The 18724-nt window shown below is 38.6% G+C and carries 14 protein-coding genes; 4 read left to right on the top strand and 10 right to left on the bottom strand.

Going from position 1 to position 18724, the window contains the following annotated elements:
- The first annotated feature begins 207 nt into the window (after positions 1–207).
- Complete coding sequence (locus tag JWG41_RS00995; protein ID WP_205268124.1) at positions 208–1404, top strand: MltA domain-containing protein; 1197 nt, start codon at positions 208–210, stop codon at positions 1402–1404.
- 104 nt (positions 1405–1508) lie between these two features.
- Here the strand turns inward: JWG41_RS00995 and JWG41_RS00990 are convergent, their stop codons facing one another.
- Positions 1509–2165 (bottom strand): TetR/AcrR family transcriptional regulator, encoded by a 657-nt coding sequence (locus JWG41_RS00990; RefSeq protein ID WP_205268123.1) that lies wholly within the window; start codon positions 2163–2165, stop codon positions 1509–1511.
- Between the two features lie 129 nt (positions 2166–2294).
- On the opposite strand from JWG41_RS00990, the gene JWG41_RS00985 reads away from it, so the two are divergent.
- Positions 2295–2951, top strand: a complete 657-nt coding sequence (locus JWG41_RS00985; RefSeq protein ID WP_205268122.1) for a DAPG hydrolase family protein — start codon at positions 2295–2297, stop codon at positions 2949–2951.
- On the top strand, positions 2935–3537 hold the full coding sequence (locus JWG41_RS00980; RefSeq protein ID WP_205268121.1) for a glutathione S-transferase family protein: 603 nt from the start codon (positions 2935–2937) through the stop codon (positions 3535–3537). Before JWG41_RS00985 ends, JWG41_RS00980 begins: the two co-directional genes overlap by 17 nt.
- Here JWG41_RS00980 and JWG41_RS00975 read toward each other — a convergent pair.
- Positions 3529–4455: a cation diffusion facilitator family transporter gene (locus JWG41_RS00975; protein WP_205268120.1), complete on the bottom strand. Its 927-nt coding sequence runs from the start codon at positions 4453–4455 to the stop codon at positions 3529–3531. The genes JWG41_RS00980 and JWG41_RS00975 overlap by 9 nt on opposite strands.
- 83 nt (positions 4456–4538) lie before the next feature.
- Positions 4539–6431: a putative bifunctional diguanylate cyclase/phosphodiesterase gene (locus JWG41_RS00970; RefSeq protein WP_205268119.1), complete on the bottom strand. Its 1893-nt coding sequence runs from the start codon at positions 6429–6431 to the stop codon at positions 4539–4541.
- 89 nt (positions 6432–6520) lie between these two features.
- Here JWG41_RS00970 and JWG41_RS00965 point away from each other — a divergent pair, with 89 nt between their 5' ends.
- Positions 6521–7030: an acyl-CoA thioesterase gene (locus tag JWG41_RS00965; protein WP_205268118.1), complete on the top strand. Its 510-nt coding sequence runs from the start codon at positions 6521–6523 to the stop codon at positions 7028–7030.
- Here the strand turns inward: JWG41_RS00965 and JWG41_RS00960 are convergent.
- The 7 genes from JWG41_RS00960 to JWG41_RS00930 all read right to left on the bottom strand — a co-directional run bounded on the left by JWG41_RS00960 (position 7027) and on the right by JWG41_RS00930 (position 18711).
- Complete coding sequence (locus tag JWG41_RS00960) at positions 7027–8250, bottom strand: MFS transporter (RefSeq protein ID WP_205268117.1); 1224 nt, start codon at positions 8248–8250, stop codon at positions 7027–7029. The two genes, JWG41_RS00965 and JWG41_RS00960, sit on opposite strands and share 4 nt — an antisense overlap.
- 45 nt (positions 8251–8295) lie before the next feature.
- A complete protein-coding gene (locus JWG41_RS00955; protein ID WP_408611695.1) occupies positions 8296–8853 on the bottom strand; it encodes a gamma carbonic anhydrase family protein in 558 nt (185 codons plus the stop codon).
- Between the two features lie 26 nt (positions 8854–8879).
- Complete coding sequence (locus tag JWG41_RS00950; protein WP_205268115.1) at positions 8880–10841, bottom strand: 7TM diverse intracellular signaling domain-containing protein; 1962 nt, start codon at positions 10839–10841, stop codon at positions 8880–8882.
- Between the two features lie 47 nt (positions 10842–10888).
- Positions 10889–13288, bottom strand: coding sequence for a phenylalanine--tRNA ligase subunit beta (gene pheT, locus JWG41_RS00945; RefSeq protein WP_205268114.1), 2400 nt, complete (start codon positions 13286–13288; stop codon positions 10889–10891).
- A 42-nt stretch (positions 13289–13330) separates the two neighbouring features.
- Positions 13331–15415, bottom strand: coding sequence for a bifunctional diguanylate cyclase/phosphodiesterase (locus tag JWG41_RS00940; RefSeq protein ID WP_205268113.1), 2085 nt, complete (start codon positions 15413–15415; stop codon positions 13331–13333).
- Positions 15405–16649 carry an amidohydrolase family protein gene (locus JWG41_RS00935; RefSeq protein ID WP_205268112.1) on the bottom strand — a complete coding sequence of 415 codons (1245 nt, stop codon included), beginning with the start codon at positions 16647–16649 and terminating at the stop codon, positions 15405–15407. The genes JWG41_RS00940 and JWG41_RS00935 overlap by 11 nt, the downstream gene beginning before the upstream one ends.
- 154 nt (positions 16650–16803) lie before the next feature.
- Positions 16804–18711 (bottom strand): RecQ family ATP-dependent DNA helicase, encoded by a 1908-nt coding sequence (locus tag JWG41_RS00930; RefSeq protein ID WP_205268111.1) that lies wholly within the window; start codon positions 18709–18711, stop codon positions 16804–16806.
- Positions 18712–18724 lie beyond the last annotated feature (13 nt).

The raw sequence follows: 18724 nt of genomic DNA, 5'->3' as shown, positions 1-18724 counted from the left end.
GATTTTGGGGTGAGTGACTTACCTTTTGCAGCGAGTTTCTTTGGTGTTCGACTCTCCTTGGTAACCAGCCTTCTTTGGTAAGTCGGTTACTTTTTGCAGCCGCATTCCTTGGAAAGTCATGAACGATCGAACGTGGCTGGCTTTCCCGATTCACGCTGAATCCGTTTTTAAGGTTTTCGGAATGCACTGGGAGAATACAAAAAGCCAATGGGTCACTCAGGAAAAAAAGAAAGTCACTTACCTTTTACGGGAAGTTTCTTTAGTGTTCGACTTTCCTTTGTCATCGGCTTTCTAACTATATACCCTTTATTTTCACAAACTTCTCCACCTACTGAGAACCAAATCCGAAACCAAAATCAAAACTACGCCCCGGACCCAAAAAAGTCCCCTTTTTCTCAAACGGTGAATCTGGAGTCGGCATTAAGGGAGTCGATCTTGTATTTCCAACGAAAGCCCGAAGATACAAAAATTCGTTATTTGGAAGAGGAATATACATACAAAGAGATACTCAAATCTTTCGTGGAACTCCAAAGGATAGTCCATGAATCTGCGGATCATCAGATTCAAAATGAAATTAAAAAGAGATTTAAATTGATCGATTTAAGTCCCATAGATGGACCACCTACAATAACAGGATATTATGAAGTACGAATCCATGGAAAAAGTCAACCAGAAGGGGAATACCAATATCCTGCATTGTCTCCTCCCATCCCGAAGCCAGACTACACAGCTGTAGAAAATCCCATTCACTTTCCCCGGGAGAGATGGAAAGAAAAGTCTATTTGGGAAAAATATGCAAAACCTATTGTATTCTTGCGTTTGACCGATTTACATTTAGCACAACTAGAAGGATCTGCCCTTGTTGAAACCGAAACAAACGAGTTGTTTCGAATCAATTATGCTGCCGATAATGGTTTGAATTATATGAGTCCATCTGTTTTTCTTAAAGGAGTTTGCCCTAGTTTAAAACCATACCATCTATCTAACTGTATCCAAGCAAAACCGAAGGAAGTCACGGAAGCCATTTTCAAAAACCCAAGATATATATTTTTTGAGAAAGAAACAGTATCAAAATTTAAAACAAATGAAGATGGACTTCGACCACTGGGGAGCGGTGGTATTCGTTTGGTTCCCTTTCGATCCGTTGCTATGGATAAACAAATTCCCTTAGGGTTTCCCGTTTTACTTTCTTTCCAATCCGATCACGCGTCATTAAACAATCATTTGGTGTTTGTCCATGATAGGGGTAACGCCATTACCGGCGAAGGAAGGTTGGATTATTATTTAGGAAATGGTATGGGAATAGACGAAGTTGCTAACCATTTATTAACTAAGGGAAACGTGACCTTATTACTGCCTAAAAAGAAAAACAGAGAATTGAAAAGAGAAAATAAGACAAAATAAAGATAAATCAAATTAGATTAAATCCATTCCATGCAGATGTAGAATTTGAAGATAAAGATCTAGGTGTGAGTTCTCGATTCAAACCTAGGTATAAAATCCAATAATCATTGGTCTTTTCTGATTCCGTGATAAAAAATTTCAAAGAGAGTTTCGATTTCCACTTTTGGATCCAAAGGCAATTTTGGGGCCAATACAAATTTAGTAATTAAAAAACTGGCGCCCAAACTAAAGGATGCTCTTACGATTTGATTGGGATCGATGTCCTTTCTGATTTCGCCAATTTCTTGAAAGTATCGGATGGCCTCAATTGAGGTATCGTATAAGTTGACCTTCCAAAGATTACCAAAAATTTCAGAAAACTCTTTTGAGAAAAGAAGGGCACCGAGTAATAGTTTTAATTTTTTTGGTTCTTTCGAAACCGCTTCGAATCTTGCCTTTAGAATGGATATATACCAATCTTTAAAGTTTGGTTTCAAAGATTCTAATCTTTCTTTTAGGTCTGACATATGACCGGGAACAATTGTAGATAAAAGTAAACCAGAGAGAATTCTTTTATATAAATCAAACTTGGAGGGGAAGTATTTAAAAAGTGTACGTTCTGTAACACCAGCTCTTTTTGCTAACTCTGCCGTTGTGGCACCAGCAAATCCTCGTTCGGCAAAGACATCTTCTGCTGCCTGAATAATATCTCGTTCTTTGTCGGATTGTGGATTTTGGTAAGCAGTAAATTCGTTTTGTAGTAATTTTAGGGTCAGTTTCATCGAGCCACTTTAGTCCGTTTGGATACATTTTTTACCTCCTGTCAGATTTTTCGATTGATTTTTTGTATAGTAATTACTTTACATGGGAAATGTTTAAGTATAGCGTATACTATACCAGGGAGAGTTAGAATGAAAAAGGTCAAATTGGGGTTACTTCCTAAGTTACAAATCCATTGGAATCGAAAACCAGTGAGTTCCGCCGAATCGGGAAGAGAGGTTCTTCGTGACGGGCGAATCAAATATTGGATTCGGCATGACAAACTAAAGGGCATTTACCCAAAAATGTTGGTTTGGTGGTTTCAACATTTAGAAGGGGACATTGAGTATGAAGGAAACGTTTATAATCGATATCATGTTTGGCATCCGGAAGACCATGTCCATGTCAGTTACGAAAAAAGAAAACCGGATGGTACTGTGGGGCCTGGTGCTGAGCTTCGGATCGTGGAATACTTGGGGAGAGAGAAGAAGTATTTGGTGAATGTTGTGAGTCCCATTGAAAAATTAGATGAGGAAGGTTTCATACATAATCCGTATTTATATGGTATTTTACCGATTGCACGAATGGAATATAGTTTTCAAGAAACGGAAATGGGAACTCGTTACGAGAATTGTTTGATAGTTGGTTGGAAAGGATTGAGTTTTAAGTTACTAAGGCCACTCTTTGAGTTTTTGTTCTTTGACAAAAAACATGGATTTGCTTGGATCAAACATAACATTGAAGAGGTGGGTCAGTTCGAACGTTTTTTACCTGATCTCTATAGGAAGGAAAATGAAAATTTACGGTGATAAACAATCGGGCAATAGTTACAAACTAATCCTTGTCACTTCTTTCTTACAAATACCTTATGACTGGCAAGACATTGACACTAAGAAAGGAGAAACCAGAACAGATACTTTTTTAAAAATGAATCCAAATGGAAAAATTCCCGTTCTTGTTTGGGACGATGGAAGAATTTTGTCTGAGTCCAATGCGATCTTAAATTTTCTAGCAGAAGGAAGTGACCTGATTCCTAAAGATCCATTTGAAAGAGCTAAAGTTTTCCAATGGCAATTTTTTGAACAGTACAGTCATGAACCCTACATTGCCGTTGCAAGGTACATCAAACATTATTTAGGCATCCCTCAAGAGAGACGTACCGAATACGAATCTAAACAAGTGGGAGGTTATCAAGCATTGCAAGTGATGGAAACTCAGTTAGAAAAAACACCATATTTGATTGGTGATCGAGTCACAACAGCAGACATCTCATTATTTGCATACACTCATGTGGCAGATGAGGGAGGTTTTGATTTATCTTCTTATCCAAAAATTTTAGATTGGATCAAAAGAATCCAATCATTAGAAAGGTTTGTATCTATGCATTCAGTTTGAATGCAGTTTGCACGCCTCAGCGTCTGTTTCTAGTTCGATGGTAGTGTGGATGATTTCAAATTCTGAGGCAACCTTTCGAATTTTTTCTTTGATCTTTGAAAATTCGGTTAGTTTGACTGTTTTGTTGATGAGAACATGTAGGGATGCTACATGGTGGTTTCCATCCAAACTCCAAATTTTGATATCATGGACGGACTGAACTCCGGTAATTTTTTCCCAATGATGAATTAAGTCTTCGCGATCGATAGAATCCGGAACCGCTTGCAACATAACACCCATTACTTGTTTGATATTTCCATAAGCATTCCATAGAATCCAGAGTGCGATGGCCATAGAAAGTAATGGATCAAACCAAGGCAGATTAAAGAACATCATAACGATACTAGCGATTAATACGGCAATCCAACCAAGTATATCTTCTAGAAAATGAAGGAAGACTGCCTTTTCAGATAATGATTTGCCATGGTTGAGTCGAAGCATAGCAGCTCCATTCACAACTACACCAATGATGGCGAGGGCAAACATAACCTCTGCCTTAGTTTCTTCAGGAGTGATGAACCTTTTGATGGATTCAATGATCATAAAGATGGATCCAACGGAAAGAATGACAGAGATGATGAGTGCACCTAATATAGAGAATCGTTTGTATCCATAGTCAAAATGATTGTCTTTCGGTTTTGTTGAAATTTTTTGGAGATACCAAACAAGAGCGAGGGACAATGCGTCTCCAAAGTCATGGAAGGCATCGGAGATAATGGCAATACTATTGGAAAAAATTCCACCGGCCAGTTCTAGTATAGAAAAACTTAAGTTAAGCGCAAATGCCCAGGCTAAATTTTTAGAAGAGGATGAAGTATGGTGGTGGTTGTGATCGTGCGAGTGATGGTCGTGTTTAGAATGATTATGACCTTGTCCCATAGAGGATATATTCTGAGATTCGATTTTTCTCTGCAACTAAAGAAAGAGGGAAAAATAAAGTTAGAGTTTGGGTTTAGGTGTCATTAATCAAATAGAATTTCTGGTCTTGAATATAGATAACCCTGGACAACATGACAAGAAGTTTGTCTTAAACGAAGGAGTTGTTCTTCGTTTTCAATACCCTCTGCAATGGTTTTTAATCCTAAGGAATCAGCCAAATGGCAAATGGATTCGAGAAGTAGAAAATTTCTATCAGAGCTTGCAATATCATCTAAGAATGACTTATCAATTTTTAATTCATCAAATTGGATTTTTTGCATATAATGCAGAGAAGAATAACCTTTTCCAAAATCATCCAAGGAAACGGAAATTCCCTTGGATCGGAGTTCCGATACAATTTTTTGGATGGTTTCGATTTCATCTAAAAATACATCTTCGGTGATTTCAAATATTATGTTTTTTGGATCAATTTGATTTTCAGTCAAACTATGAATTATGTATTCATTAAAGTTTGGATATAAAAAGAAAATAGGTGAGATGTTGATCGATACCTGAATTTGTTTTCCATAGGATTCGAGTAATCTTGGAATATGCGAAATTACTTTTTCAAAAATACATTTTCCGAATGGAACAATTAACTCTGATTTTGTGATGATGGGAATGAATTCGTCAGGGGGAACGTTGCCAAATTCAGGTGCGTTCCAACGTGCAAGAGCCTCAAGCCCAATAGTTTTTCTATTGCTAATATCTACTTTTTCTTGATAAGCAATTTTGAAATTTTTTTCATTGATCGCCTTTTCTAAATATATTTTTAACTTTTGTTCTTTCTCAATTTTTGATTCCATTCCCGATTGAAACCAAACTAGATTTGTGAGAGTTTCTTCCCTTGCTACATTCATGGCTATAGAAAGTTTACGTATACCTTCATCTAAATAGCTTGCATCTTCTGGAAATTGAACTCCGGAAACTCGATATTGTAACCGATGTCCCAGTCGTTCCGGTGTTAATATATGGTTGTTATTCAAATCAAATCTTACGATAGCATTTTCAATTTTCGTTTTTGTGGAATTTTCAATCCAAAGAATAAATTCATCGCCCCCCAAACTGGCAACGAGTGTATCGGGTCTTTCTTCAGTGAATAGTTTTAAGACACTTCCGATAAGTGTAAGAATTTGGTCTCCAAAACTGATTCCGTGCAGAGCATTGATTACTTTGAGGCCTTTGATATTGATTAACAAAAGAAAAGTTTCTGGTTTGGCCGAATCAATTTTATTTTGAATCAGTTTTTCAAATAGATATCTGTTGGGTAGATGAGTTAGAGAATCGTAAAATGCTAATTTATCGATATGTTGTTTTGTTTTTAGGATTTTACTTCGTGATTCTTTGAGATAAACAATATTTTTGATTAATTTTGCTCTTAGTCTTTGGATTAAAAAACCACTTAGAATGGAAAATATGACAAGACTAACGGATTTAAAATACCATTCCCGTGGGCTATTATTTCTTTGTCCTAAGATGTCTGGAAATTGAATCCATGAGAAATAAACCATCACACCGAATATCGCAGGAAGAATGGAAATCAATAGAGACGAAACCAAACTAAGGGTAGGTGGTAGAAAAACAAAAAATGAAACAATGATAAATGCTAAAGAGATTTCCCCGGTCCCGAGTAATCCACTCCTGACAAAAGACAATACAGATATAAAAACACCAGTGCTAATTAAACTGGAAACTCGTATGATTAAAGGAACTTTGTTTTTTAATAGATATTCTAAATATAAAACTCCGGAGATTCCTAGATCTACAAAAAGGAATATATAATCGATCTCTCCTTGGTTTGTAAAAAAGGGTACGATATGTAAAATTGCTGCAGTGACAAACAAACCAGAGGCTATCAATAAGAAACGACGAAGGAGCGGACTTGTGTCCTTTCTAAATTTCGTCCAATAGACATAGTGATGTTTCTCTGCTGCCATTTTTGCTCTTATTTGACGATCTGAACTTGCTAAAGAAACCTTAAAAAAGCCTTTCCTCGGCGATTGGTCAAGACTAACTTATCCTCATTGTGACGAATACTAATGATTTACAGCCCAAGTCACCCCAAGACTCCGCAGTAGAAACGAGACACCTCGTTCTTCCCAACGATGCCAACCATTACGGAACTGCATTCGGCGGTGCCATTATGAGTTGGATCGATTCGATTGGGGCTATGTCTGCACAAAGACATTCCGGCCGCGAGGCTGTGACGGTCAGTATTGATCGGATTAATTTCATTACGCCGATTCAAATTGGTGATCATGTCAATTTGAAAGCAATGGTCAACTATGTAGGAACCACTTCGATGGAAGTCGGAGTGCAAGTGAATCGGGAAAATCCTTACACGGGGGAAATGGTGCGAGCGACTACCGCCTATCTTTCATTTGTTGCTCTCGACAAAAATAAAAAACCTTGTCCTGTTCCTCCGTTACGATTGGAAACAGATCTGGAAAAACGCCGATTCGCCGAAGGAAAACTTCGGATTGAAATGGCAAAAGAATTTGCAGCCAAAATCAAAGCCGGAAGAAAGATCATTTAATCTAAAATTTTTAATTTCCTTCGGTTGCGTTCCAAATAGAATAGAATGAGTAGGCCCATTAGAACTAAAAAAGGAATACTCACCAAATTCAAACGAAGCCAACCAATTTTATTTTCTAAATAACCTGCGCTATACGTTGATAAGATTGCAATTAAATAAACAATTGTATCGTTCACGGCTTGGATTGTATTTTTTTCGGAAGGATGGTATTGTTCCACAAGTAGATTTGTCCCACCCACATACATAAAATTCCAACCAACTCCTAGTAGAATTAGTGCTACAGCAAATGGTAAAAATTCTGTACCTTGGAGGGCGGCAAAACTTTCAAGTCCGATCACAACAATTCCCAGTAGAATGAGGTAAGGAGCTGTCATCTTTCTCACCAATTGGCCAGAAAAAAAGGAAGGGATGTACATTCCTAAAATATGCCATTGCAAAACAGTCGTGGATGCATGCATTTCATGGCCATGTGTTTTCATCGCCACAGGTAAAGCTGACATAAGCATTGCCATAATCCCAAAACTAAAAGCGGTTGCCATGATAGAAACCCAAAGTCCAAAATTTTGGATGTGGTAAGAAAACGGTCGAATCGATTCTCTGGGAGAGGATTCTGTTTCAGTCGTATGACTTTCGTTTAGTGATTTTTTCGGTGTAGGAAGAAAACTGATGAATACGAACTGCAATGACAAACTAGAAATGAGTATGATATAACATCCCAAATACAAAGAATCTGGAATTAGGTGGATTCCGTGAAGACCTGCCAGTGGGCCAAGGAAGGCTGCAGGAATTCCTGCTATTAAAATCCAGGACAAAGCACTCGCTCTGTCGTGAACCGGAACCGATTCCATAGCGACAAATCGTAGGTATTGCACAAATGATTGATGGAATCCATATAATATATGTGCGACAGAGAAGAGGATAAAATTTCTCTCATACATTGCATACGAAGCAAGACAAGCTCCGAAAATTCCAATCACTGTTCCTGTGAGTAAACCAAACTTACTTCCTTTCCATTTCATAATTCTGGATGCAGGAACAAGGCCAAGGAGGGTTCCTAAAATGACAAAGGAAATGGGTAGGGATGCTGATTCGGGAGAGGGTGCAATGTTTTGGCCTGCGAGTGCAGAAACTGCCATGATCATCACGGTTCCAATTTGAAATACAGTTTGGGTGATGGAAAAAATTCCTAAAATTTGGAGTTTATCTATAATTTTTTTCATGAGAGATGTATTTGTTAGACAAAAAAGAAAATGTCTTTGGTTTCCTTAGATGCCTAACTTTGAAATGATTTCTTTTGCTTGGTTTACAAAATGGATTTCTTCTTCTTTTTGGAAGGGAACAAAAAGATTTTTTTCAAAACGAACGGATAGGTGAGCGTATTCAATACATCCCGCCACTGTTAATTCTGGTTTAGCTTTTCCAGGAAAAATTTTAATATCGGATCCATCAGGAACTACAAGAGACCGAGGCGGAATTTTTTTCCCACCTCGAATCATACATCCTGCAGCAATTTGAGAACCATCCCCAATTTCTGCTTTATCAAGAACAATGGAACCAATGCCAACAAGAACACCTCGTCCAATTTTACATCCATGAATCATTACATTATGACCAACTAACGTCCATTCACCGATTGATATAGGACTTGAAGAATCTGTATGGAGAGTGGAGTTGTCTTGGATATTGACGTAATTTCCTAATTTGATCGTGTTCATATCAGCACGAACGACTGCCCCTGGCCAAAGCGAAACCGAAGTTCCATACTCTACCATACCAAAAGCAGTAGCGGATGGGTGGATGAATGGTTTTGTAAAAACAGGAATTTCTGAATAGGACATGGATATCAAAATCAACTTAGACTTTGAATTTCGCAACCGATAAATGTAATGTCGTCTTGTTTTACATCTCCTTCAGTAAACAAAGCTAGTTCGCTGAGTACTTTTGCCATTGTATGATCCAAACTCATCTTTAGGTTCTCTTTTAAAATTTCGTACAACCGATCTTCACCAAAGAGTTCTTTTTCTTCATTGAACTGTTCAAAAATTCCATCGGTAAATAGAAAGATACGATCTCCTTCTTCAATTTGGTGTTCAATGATTCTATATTGGGTATGATCCATAAGCCCAATGATTTTACCAGTTCTGGGGAGGAGTTTGATGTCATGAATTCTCTGATGGATTTGGTCGGGATGTCCTGCAGAGGCATAAAAAAGGATTTTATTTTTTAGATCAATATCGCAGACCGAACAAGTAAATATAGTTTGGATATTGCTGTATTTGTTGATAAAGATTTGGTTCATATGAAATACCAAATCATCGGGATGATCATAAATCATTTTTAGAGATTCGTATTCGGCTTTGATTGCCATGGTGATGAGGGCGGCTTGGATTCCATGTCCAGTGGCATCAGCGACAAAAATTCGATAATAGTCTGGTTTTACTTGTGTTAGGTCATAAAAATCTCCACCTACTTCTGACATGGATTGGTAGTAGGAATGGAAATGGATTCTGGGATCACTGGTTTTGATATCCGAAAACAAAGTCTTTTGGATTTTTTTGGCAACGTTCAAATCTTTTTTAATTAGATTCAATGATTCATCTAAAGTTTTTGTACGTTCTCGTACTTTTTCTTCGAGAGTCACGAGTGCTTCTGCTTGTGTGTTAGCTTTTTCTTCTTTGAGCTCATTGATTTTGTTTGCAAGAGCTAAAGATAAAATTCCAGCTTCCAATGTAGATCCGATTTGGTTTCCATAAATTGTAAATGCATTCACCGGTAGAACCCCGTTTTGCATTAAAGTATACATTAAGATTCCAAAGAGTAATGTAATCCAACCAATGAGAAACAACCTGGCTTGTTTGTTTCCTGTGCTATAGTTGACTAAGGCTACAACTAATACGGAAACAACAAACAATTGTGCGATGAGATTTCCCAACCGAACCGCAATGGAAATGGGTAAATAGGCATAAGGAATTAAAATATAAAATAAAACCAATACCTTGAGAGATTGGATGAGTCTATTTGACCAAGGATTCAATTCTCGCAGATTCAAAGTTTGTTGGGCAAAGGTCCAACCCGAAAGTGCCGAACAAGTAACAATGATACTTCCAATTCGATTGTGAATTTCCGGATGATCTAAAGTAACCACCTGATTTAAAATTCCATTTAAATACATCTGTAAGGTTAAATTGAAAAAAATAGATATGGAATAGGTGATGTAGGCTTTTTCTTTTAAGATAAAATAAATGAATAAGTTATAAATCACCATAATAAAAATGGTGCCGTAAAAAAAGCCAAGGATTGTATTTTCTAAATTTTCTTTTAAATAAAATGTTTCTTTAGAATAAAAACGAATCAAATAACTGATATTTGATGATGATTTGGTTTCTAGAATTAGTGTTTTGGTTTCATTCTCTTTCCAATCTAGTTCAAATGCAATGGATTTGGAAAATGCATCCCAATGAGAATGAGCAATAAAGTCGCCACCTTCTTTGATAGGTTCTGGATTTCCCTCTTCGAACACACGAACCAGGTCTAGATGTGGATTTCCTAAATCTAAAATCAGTTTGTTTGCGGAGGTTGGGTTTGTGGCTTTGATCCTAAGGTAAATATGATCTGATTGGAAACCTAAACTTAAATTGTTTTTAAAGATAGGAGTCCATCGAAGTTTTTGTAAATCAATATCAGGGTTGGTAGCAATCGCATAATCTATTTTTTGCGGAACAAAACTGTCATCGGTGATGGACTTTTGAATTTCCAATCGAGAACAGGACAAAACTAAGCCCGACAAAATGACTGTTAGGAGTGTCCGCATAAACTCGGATGATTTCCCGATAAAAATCGGGATTTGTCAAAGCAAATTTATCGTAAGTTATATCCGTTCGCTTTTGCTGTTTCTACGAGTGAATCCGAAAGTTCCTTAAACCTTTCTTGGGTGAACGTTTTGTCATAGGACATAAGTTTGAATCGATAGGTAACCGATTTTTTTCCTTCACCCACGGTCTCACCTTTAAAGATGGTTTGAACATATACAGATTCCAACTCGGGAATTTTCATCGTTTCTACTAAGTTCGCAAAGGATTCTGTAGAATCTTTTTCGTTCATAAGCAAAGAAAGATCCAGTTGGCCTTGTGGAAAGTTAGATGGTGGAATGAAATGGGAATTCCTTCCGTATTTTTCCCAAACATCCACTAACTTTTCCATATTGATTTTGGAAAGAATGGCTCTGCGTTTTAAGTCATATTCATCCGCATAACGCGAATGCAGAATTCCCAATTCAGCAATTTCTGTTCCGTCATATTCTAAAACAAGTCCAGCATTGGGATGAAAGTAGTTTCTTGTTGATTTCTTCCATTCGAACTTAGGAAGGTTTAGATATAAAAAGAGTTCCGAAAGGGTTTCTCTTAAATTAAGAAATTCCAATTCAACTGCAGTTAGGTCATTTGGTTTGTTTTTGGAAAGAGAAAGAATCGAGAGCCAACGTCTTTCTTCTGCTAGTTCAGAACCTTTTCCTTCTTTATGGTAAGTCCTTCCGAGTTCAAACAAATTGATAGTTTCAAATCGGTCTTGGTTGACTTTCGCTTGTTTGATAAGTCCCGGGAATAAACTATTTCGTAGTAACGAATGTTCGTCGGGCATTTCGTTCGCAATTTTTAAAGAGGAACTTTCTTGTGATGATTCAAATTTTGCATCTGTAGGGGAGGCAAAAGAATAATTATATACTTCGTTAAATCCCACTTCCAATGCGAGGAAGTTTTTTACCCTTCGTTCCAACTCACGGAGTGGATTGCGAATGGGGGTTTCCACTGCCATAGAAAGAGCTTGTGTTTGGATGGAGGCATATCCAATGGATCTTCCGATTTCTTCCACAAGATCTTCCGGAATGGTCACATCATAATTCTGTCTGTATCTAGGAACAAGAACCGAGAGTTCCTCTCCTTGGTTTGTGACAGTGAATCCCAGTTTGTTTAAGATTTCTGTGACTTCGTTTTGGGAAATGTCTTTGCCTAATTTATGACGAAGGAAAGTAAGATTCGTTTTGATGGTAACTGATTTTGATTCTGTATGGTTGAATCCTTCTGGTTCATAAACCTTAATATTTGGATTTCCATTTTCTTTGAGCAGTTGGACAGCACGGCGAATCACAGGCAAACAAGTGAAACTGTCTAAACCTTTTTCATAACGAACTGCAGACTCTGTACGAATATTGGTTTTACGAATGGTATACCGAACATCTTCTCTTTTAAAAACAGCGGATTCCATTACTATATTTTTTGTGGAATCAATCACAGCTGAATCTTTTCCTCCCATAACACCCGCTAGTGCTACAAGATCTTTTCCATTTTGAATGAGAAGGAGGTCTTTTTGTAATTTTGGTGTTGTGTCATCAAGAAGAGGAAAGGAAGTTCCTTCTGTAGATTTCACAACAGAGAAAGTTGTGGATGGTAATCTCTCTCTATCAAAAAAATGAGTGGGTTGTCCGAGTTCTAGAAGCAAATAATTGGAAACGTCCACAACATTGTTGATGGAACGAATCCCACATTTTTCTAGCCTTGATTTGATTTTGGGATTGGAAGGAGCAATGTTTACGTCTTGGATGGAACAAACATAATAGGCATGGGCGTGTTCTGATTTTGTAACCGAGAGTCCATTTTTCCCAGATTCGAATTTTACATCTGCTTGGAGTGGAAATTGGTGGAAAGGTAATTGGAGTTGGGATGAAAGTTCCCGAGCAAATCCAAAATGATTCCAAAGGTCTGGCCTATGTGTGATCGATTTGTTATCGATTGTGAGGATAGTATCTTCCCATAAAAATAATTTGCGAACAGAAATTCCAAGCGTTGTGTCCGAAGGAAAAATCAAAACTCCAGAAGATTCTAAAGCCAGGCCCAATTCTTTTTCAGAACAATACATCCCTTGGGAACGAACACCACGTAGTTCCGAATCTAAAATTTCTTTTCCGTCTAGTTTGGTTCCAGGCAGGGCCAGAGGAACAATGTCTCCGACCTTTACATTGGTAGCCGCAGTCACAATTTGGTATTCTTTGGAACCATCACTGGCAATGGTGGTTTGTAGTTTTTCCGCATTGGGATGTTTTTCAAGTGATTTGATTTTTACTGTGATAACTGATGATAGGTGGACTCTGAATTCTTCCACATCATCAATTTCGCAAATAGAGGTATTAATTTTTTCCAGGACCTTTTCAAAAGGAATCTGGGAGAGCGGGGTAAATTCGTTTAACCAATCAACTGAAAGTTTCAAGTGAAATCCTTAATTGATAAAAATGGTGGGAAAGCGAACGGGTCAATCCGAAATTCCAAGTTCTGTCTTCAGAAAATGAAGGCAATCCTCAGAAGTCATCGGTTTGGCAAAGAAAAATCCCTGAATGAGGTCGACTCCACTTTCTGCAAGTAACTCTACTTGTTCTGCAGTTTCCGCACCTTCTGCAACCACACTCAAACCAAGGTTATGTGCAAGGTTGGACACTGCATGGATGATGGTTTTGGAGTCTTTGTCGGAAGTGATCTCGGAAACAAAAGAACGGTCAATTTTTAAGGAAGAAATGGGGAGTTTTTTCAAATACCCCAAGCTACTGTAACCTGTTCCAAAGTCATCGATGGCAATTTTGGCACCGAGTTTACGAATTTCTTGCATGGTGCGAACGGCAGCATCCGCATTTTCCATTACTGAACTTTCGGTGAGTTCCACTTCTAAGTCATGTGGATCCACTTTAAAAAGTTTCAAATTTTCGGCGATAGTAGAAATCAATCGTTCGTGTTTGAACTGTTTGGTGGAGATATTCACCGCCATCGAAACATCATTCACTCCTGCATCTTTCCAAATGCGCATGGTTTGGATGGCAGACTTGATCACCCATTCCCCGATGGCTAAAATCATTCCTGTTTCTTCGGAGATTGGAATGAATACATTCGGAGAGATTAGACCGCGTTCGGGGTGGCGCCAACGTATGAGAGCTTCTACACCCACAGGTTTTCTTGTATAAAGATCAATTTTGGGTTGGTACATCAAAGTGAATTGATTTTCAATGATGGCGATCCGCATTCGATTTTCGATTTCTAATCGTTCGGCAACAACGGTTTGGAGTTCTTCCGTAAAAAATACATAACAGTTTTTCCCTTGGGCTTTCGCTAAGTTAAGAGCACTATCTGCATTTTTTAAAAGTGTATTGGAATCTTTTCCGTCTGTAGGGTATAAGGCGATGCCAATAGAAATATTAACAAAAATCCTCTCTCCATCGATCACAAAAGGATGAGTCATAGCATCTAAAATGGATTCAGAAATTACAGCCGCATCTCTTTCATTTGATAGATCCGGTAAAACAACGGTAAACTCATCTCCCCCTTGTCTACTGATCAAATCATACACGCGAATGCTTTCGCGGATTCGGTAAGCAACAAGTTTTATGATTTTGTCACCAAAGTCATGGCCTCTGGAATCATTGATGATTTTGAAATTATCTAAATCGATAGCAAGAACTCCCACAAGGTTTCCATGCCTTCTGGCTTCTTCAAAGATAGGAAAGAGTTTATCGATCAGTGAGTTCCGATTGGGAAGGTTTGTGAGTTGGTCAAAAAAAGCTAGATAAGCAATTTTTTCTTCCGCATGTCTTCTTTGGGTGATGTCAAGAAAGGCAACAGCCAATCCAAAGTTTTCCATGGGGATCGGTGTTGCTAAAATATCAAACCAGGTGATTTTATCTTCTTTGATCAGACCAATTTCCATATTACGAATCACTTCTTTGTGACGAAGGGCTCGCATCAGGCTGGAATTTCTTGGATAAATTTTACTTCCGTTGGGTTGGATGAGTGTGTATTTTCGAATGTTTAAGGTCCGGTTTAAAAGTTCGCCGTCTTGGATGTTAAAATAGGTTCTTGCCGTTTTATTGGTCTCAATGATTTTTCCTTTTTCATCAGTGATGGCAATACCCATAGGTAAGTTGTCGAAAATGGATTTGTACTTTTGTTGTTGCAGGAGGAATTCGAAGGATATGTCTTTTTGGATGGTGACATCGCGGTCAAAACCCAGAATGATTTTGGATTCTCGCAAAGGGATGAATAACCAAATGATCCAAACTTCTTCATTCGATTTGGTTACCAGTCTATTTTCAAAATTTACAATATTAGGATTCTCACCCAAACTATCGAAGGTGTCTTTCGTGTTCTCTTTGTCGTCTTCTTGGGTAAAATCAACTATGGACTTACCCACAATCTCTTTTTGTTCAAATTCCAGAAACCGGGCAAATCGTTCGGTAACAGAAATAAAATTTCCATCCCAATCCATCACTTGAAAGCTATTGGGATACTCCGCAAGGAGTGACTTAACTGTGAGTCCTGATAGAATTTTACTGCCTAAAGGCTCATTTTGCATGTATTTTTTTGCCTAAAAAATAGACGGCTTCGATAGATCCAGGAAATTGGAATCCTTCAAAGGGTGACCATCCGGACTTACTTTTAACCATTGATTTTTGAAATTCAACTGGTTTTTTTAAATTTAGGATAGAAAAATTAGCCGCATAACCTTCGTTAATGACACCAACCCCTTTTCCAAACTTGTTTGGTAAGTAAGGAGAAACGAATTCTCCCGGGTTTTTGGCACATATTCTGGCAATGGTAGTCCTCGGAATGTTTAGTTTGAGTATCATATAGGTGACAAATAACCCATAAGTATCTAATTGTGAGATCCCACTTGTCCCTTTTTGTTTTTCTTCGATAGAATGAGGGGCATGGTCCGTTGCCAAATAGTCAATATGTCCATCGAGAATTCCTTTGACCATGGCTTCCCGGTCTTCTCTACCCCGGAGTGGTGGATTCATTTGAAACCACTTGTGGTTGGTTTCTGTCAACATATTCGTATCAAACATCAAATGGGTAGGTGTGACTTCACAAGTGACATTCACTCCTCTTTTTTTGGCCGCGATGATTTTAGAAAGCCCATCTTTTGTGGAATAGTGGCAAAGTTTTCCTTTTAAGTTGTATTTCTCTATTAAATACAAAGCAAAATCAGTCGCCACGGTTTCTGCTTCTTTGGGGCGTCTTTCTTCGTGGGTGGGTTGTGATTGGTTAGCAATTAAGATTTCAGGATCTTCACAGTGGAAACTAATGTCTTGGCCAACATAATGTTTGATGACTTCTTCTAAGGAAGCATTGTCATGAAAGAACAATTCGCCAATGGACGGACCCATAAATACTTTATAAGGAACCTTTTTTGTTAATGGTTTGGTATGAGGGCCAATGCCTGCATACAAAGTGATTTGGATGGGGGCTTTAGTCGTGAGCGCTTGTTTTGCGGCATAAGTTTCATCATCAATGGGAGGAACGGGATTGTTTGGCATATCAGCTACATGGATCACACCTCCGTTGATGGCGGCATTGCCGGCAGAGATAAAATCTTCTTTGTAGGTATGTTTTCCGCTCACATCCTCTCGTGCATGGATGTGGATATCACCAAAACCAGGAAAAATGACCGAACCATCGGGGAATTGGTCTGCCTCGGGATCGATCCCTTCTTTTACAGATGTGATGAGTCCAGAAATGGGATCAAAAGAAATTGTCCCTTCAAATTCTCTTTCATGTGTAATGATCTTCCCTGCAATTTTTTCCATTTTGCCCCTATGAATCTGCAGATTCTAAGAGACTAGGAAAGTTTCAAGGGAATTTACTTGGGATTTGAGAGTGTTTAGAACCTTGTTCCCAATCCGTTATAGAATGGGACAAAAAGTCTCAAGTTGAGGTTTTGTTTTGATTCAAGGAGACTTCTTAGTCCCATTTGGATAAGATTTCAATGATATCATTTCCAAACCGTTCCACTTTGGCCGGCCCCACACCTTTTGTGGCTTCTAGTTCGGATAAGTTCTTTGGTTTTCTTTCTGCAATTCGTTTGAGAACTGGATTTTGAAATACCATAAACTTTTTCCATTTGAGTTGTCTTGCTTTCCGATCTCGGTAGTTTATGAGTTCTTTTAGAATTTGTGAATTGAGGGTGGGTGGTTTTTTGACTTTAGAAATGGAACCACTCACATCATCAGAGTTAGATGCTGCTACTTTTGTTTTTATTTTTGTAAAATTGGGTAAATAGAGTTTTGGATATTTGGCTCCGGCCACGAGAACTTTTTTTTGTTCCACCCAGATTTCTAATTTTGCGACAACTGCTTCTTCGGGGATCCCATCCAATTTTCCATGGAATGGATTTCGTTCCATTCTGTATCTGAGTACATCTTTAGTGCGTTTGCCCACAAGAGTTTTGGCAATGATGGTTTTTCCAAATACGGCCGGATGTTCTTTCAAAAAATTTTGAATGGTTTCTTCTTCCCATTCGGAAAGTGGATAATCCCTTTTTTCATTTTTCTTTTGAACCTTGGCTGCCTCTGTTTTTAAAAACTTGGAACGATGGAGATTGGCACCGATTTCAGTGCAGATATCACAACTTCCACAAGGAGAAATGGTTTCGCCAAAGTAGGAACAAAGTTGGACCTGCCTACATTCTTCTTTATTGGCATATTCCTTGATGTATTTGAGAAGAGTGTCGCCCCCTTTGAAGTTGGTTTCTTTGGACAACATAAAGGTTTGGGTGGCAACATCCCCCGCTTTATAAAACAAAACACATTCCGAACCAAGTCCATCTCTTCCAGCCCGACCCGCTTCTTGGTAATAAGCTTCCAGAGAGGCAGGAACTTGGTAATGCACCACCAAACGAACATCAGGTTGGTCCATCCCCATTCCAAAGGCATTGGTGGCGACAAGGATAGGAACTTTACCAGAGGTATAAGCATTTTGGGTTCGTTCTCGGATCCCATCAGTTCTACCGGCATGGTATTTTCCTACAGAGAATCCAAAGTCTTTCAAAAGATCATAGGTCTCATCGGTTTTTTTCCGAGTGGCACAGTAAACGATGGCTCGTCCCGGAAATTTTCTTCCGTCTTTCCATGGTTCTAAAAGTTCTATCAGTCTGTCGGCTTTGTCCCTTTCGGCAGCAGGGTATTCCACACTGAATTTTAAATTGGGCCTAAAAAAAGTAGATAGAACCACGTTAGGTGTCTTCATCCCAAGAGAAGACTGAACATCCTTTTGGACTTTTTCTGTAGCCGTTGCTGTCAGGGCCAGGATAGGAAAATTAGGGCGAGGGTGGCGTTCTCGTAAAACATGGATTTGGCGGTATTCGGGACGAAAGTCATGTCCCCATTGCGACACACAATGGGCTTCATCCACAACAAGGGAAAACAAATCGAGTTCTCGAAAGATACGAAGAAATCCATTGGACAGAGCCCGTTCTGGTGAAACGAGTAGGACTCGAATTTCGCCCTTCACCGATTTGGCAAGGATGGTCATTTGTTCCACTTCATCCTGAGTAGAATTACAAAAAGCTGCAGGAATTCCTTTGGCAAGTAAACTCTCGGTTTGGTCTTTCATCAGAGCAATGAGAGGAGAGATAACTAATGTTAGTTTGTTTGTTTGGATGGCCGCAGGGAGTTGGTAGATGAGAGACTTTCCGGCACCCGTCGGTAAAATGGCCAAGGTGTCTTGCCCCATAAGCACGGAACGAATGGCCTCTTCTTGGCCCGGGCGAAATTCCGAAAAACCGAATTTGGTTTTGAGTTCCGATCGTAGATCCAAGGTAACTCTCAAGATTTCCGTAAATCCGAAAGGGTCAACGATAAGATTCCCCATTTTACCCCCATTT

The organism is Leptospira chreensis (assembly GCF_016919165.1).
GTDB classification, from domain to species: Bacteria; Spirochaetota; Leptospiria; order Leptospirales; family Leptospiraceae; genus Leptospira_A; species Leptospira_A chreensis.
The sequence above is the reverse complement of the archived record's forward strand: the minus strand, read 5'-3'. Positions and strand labels throughout refer to the sequence as shown.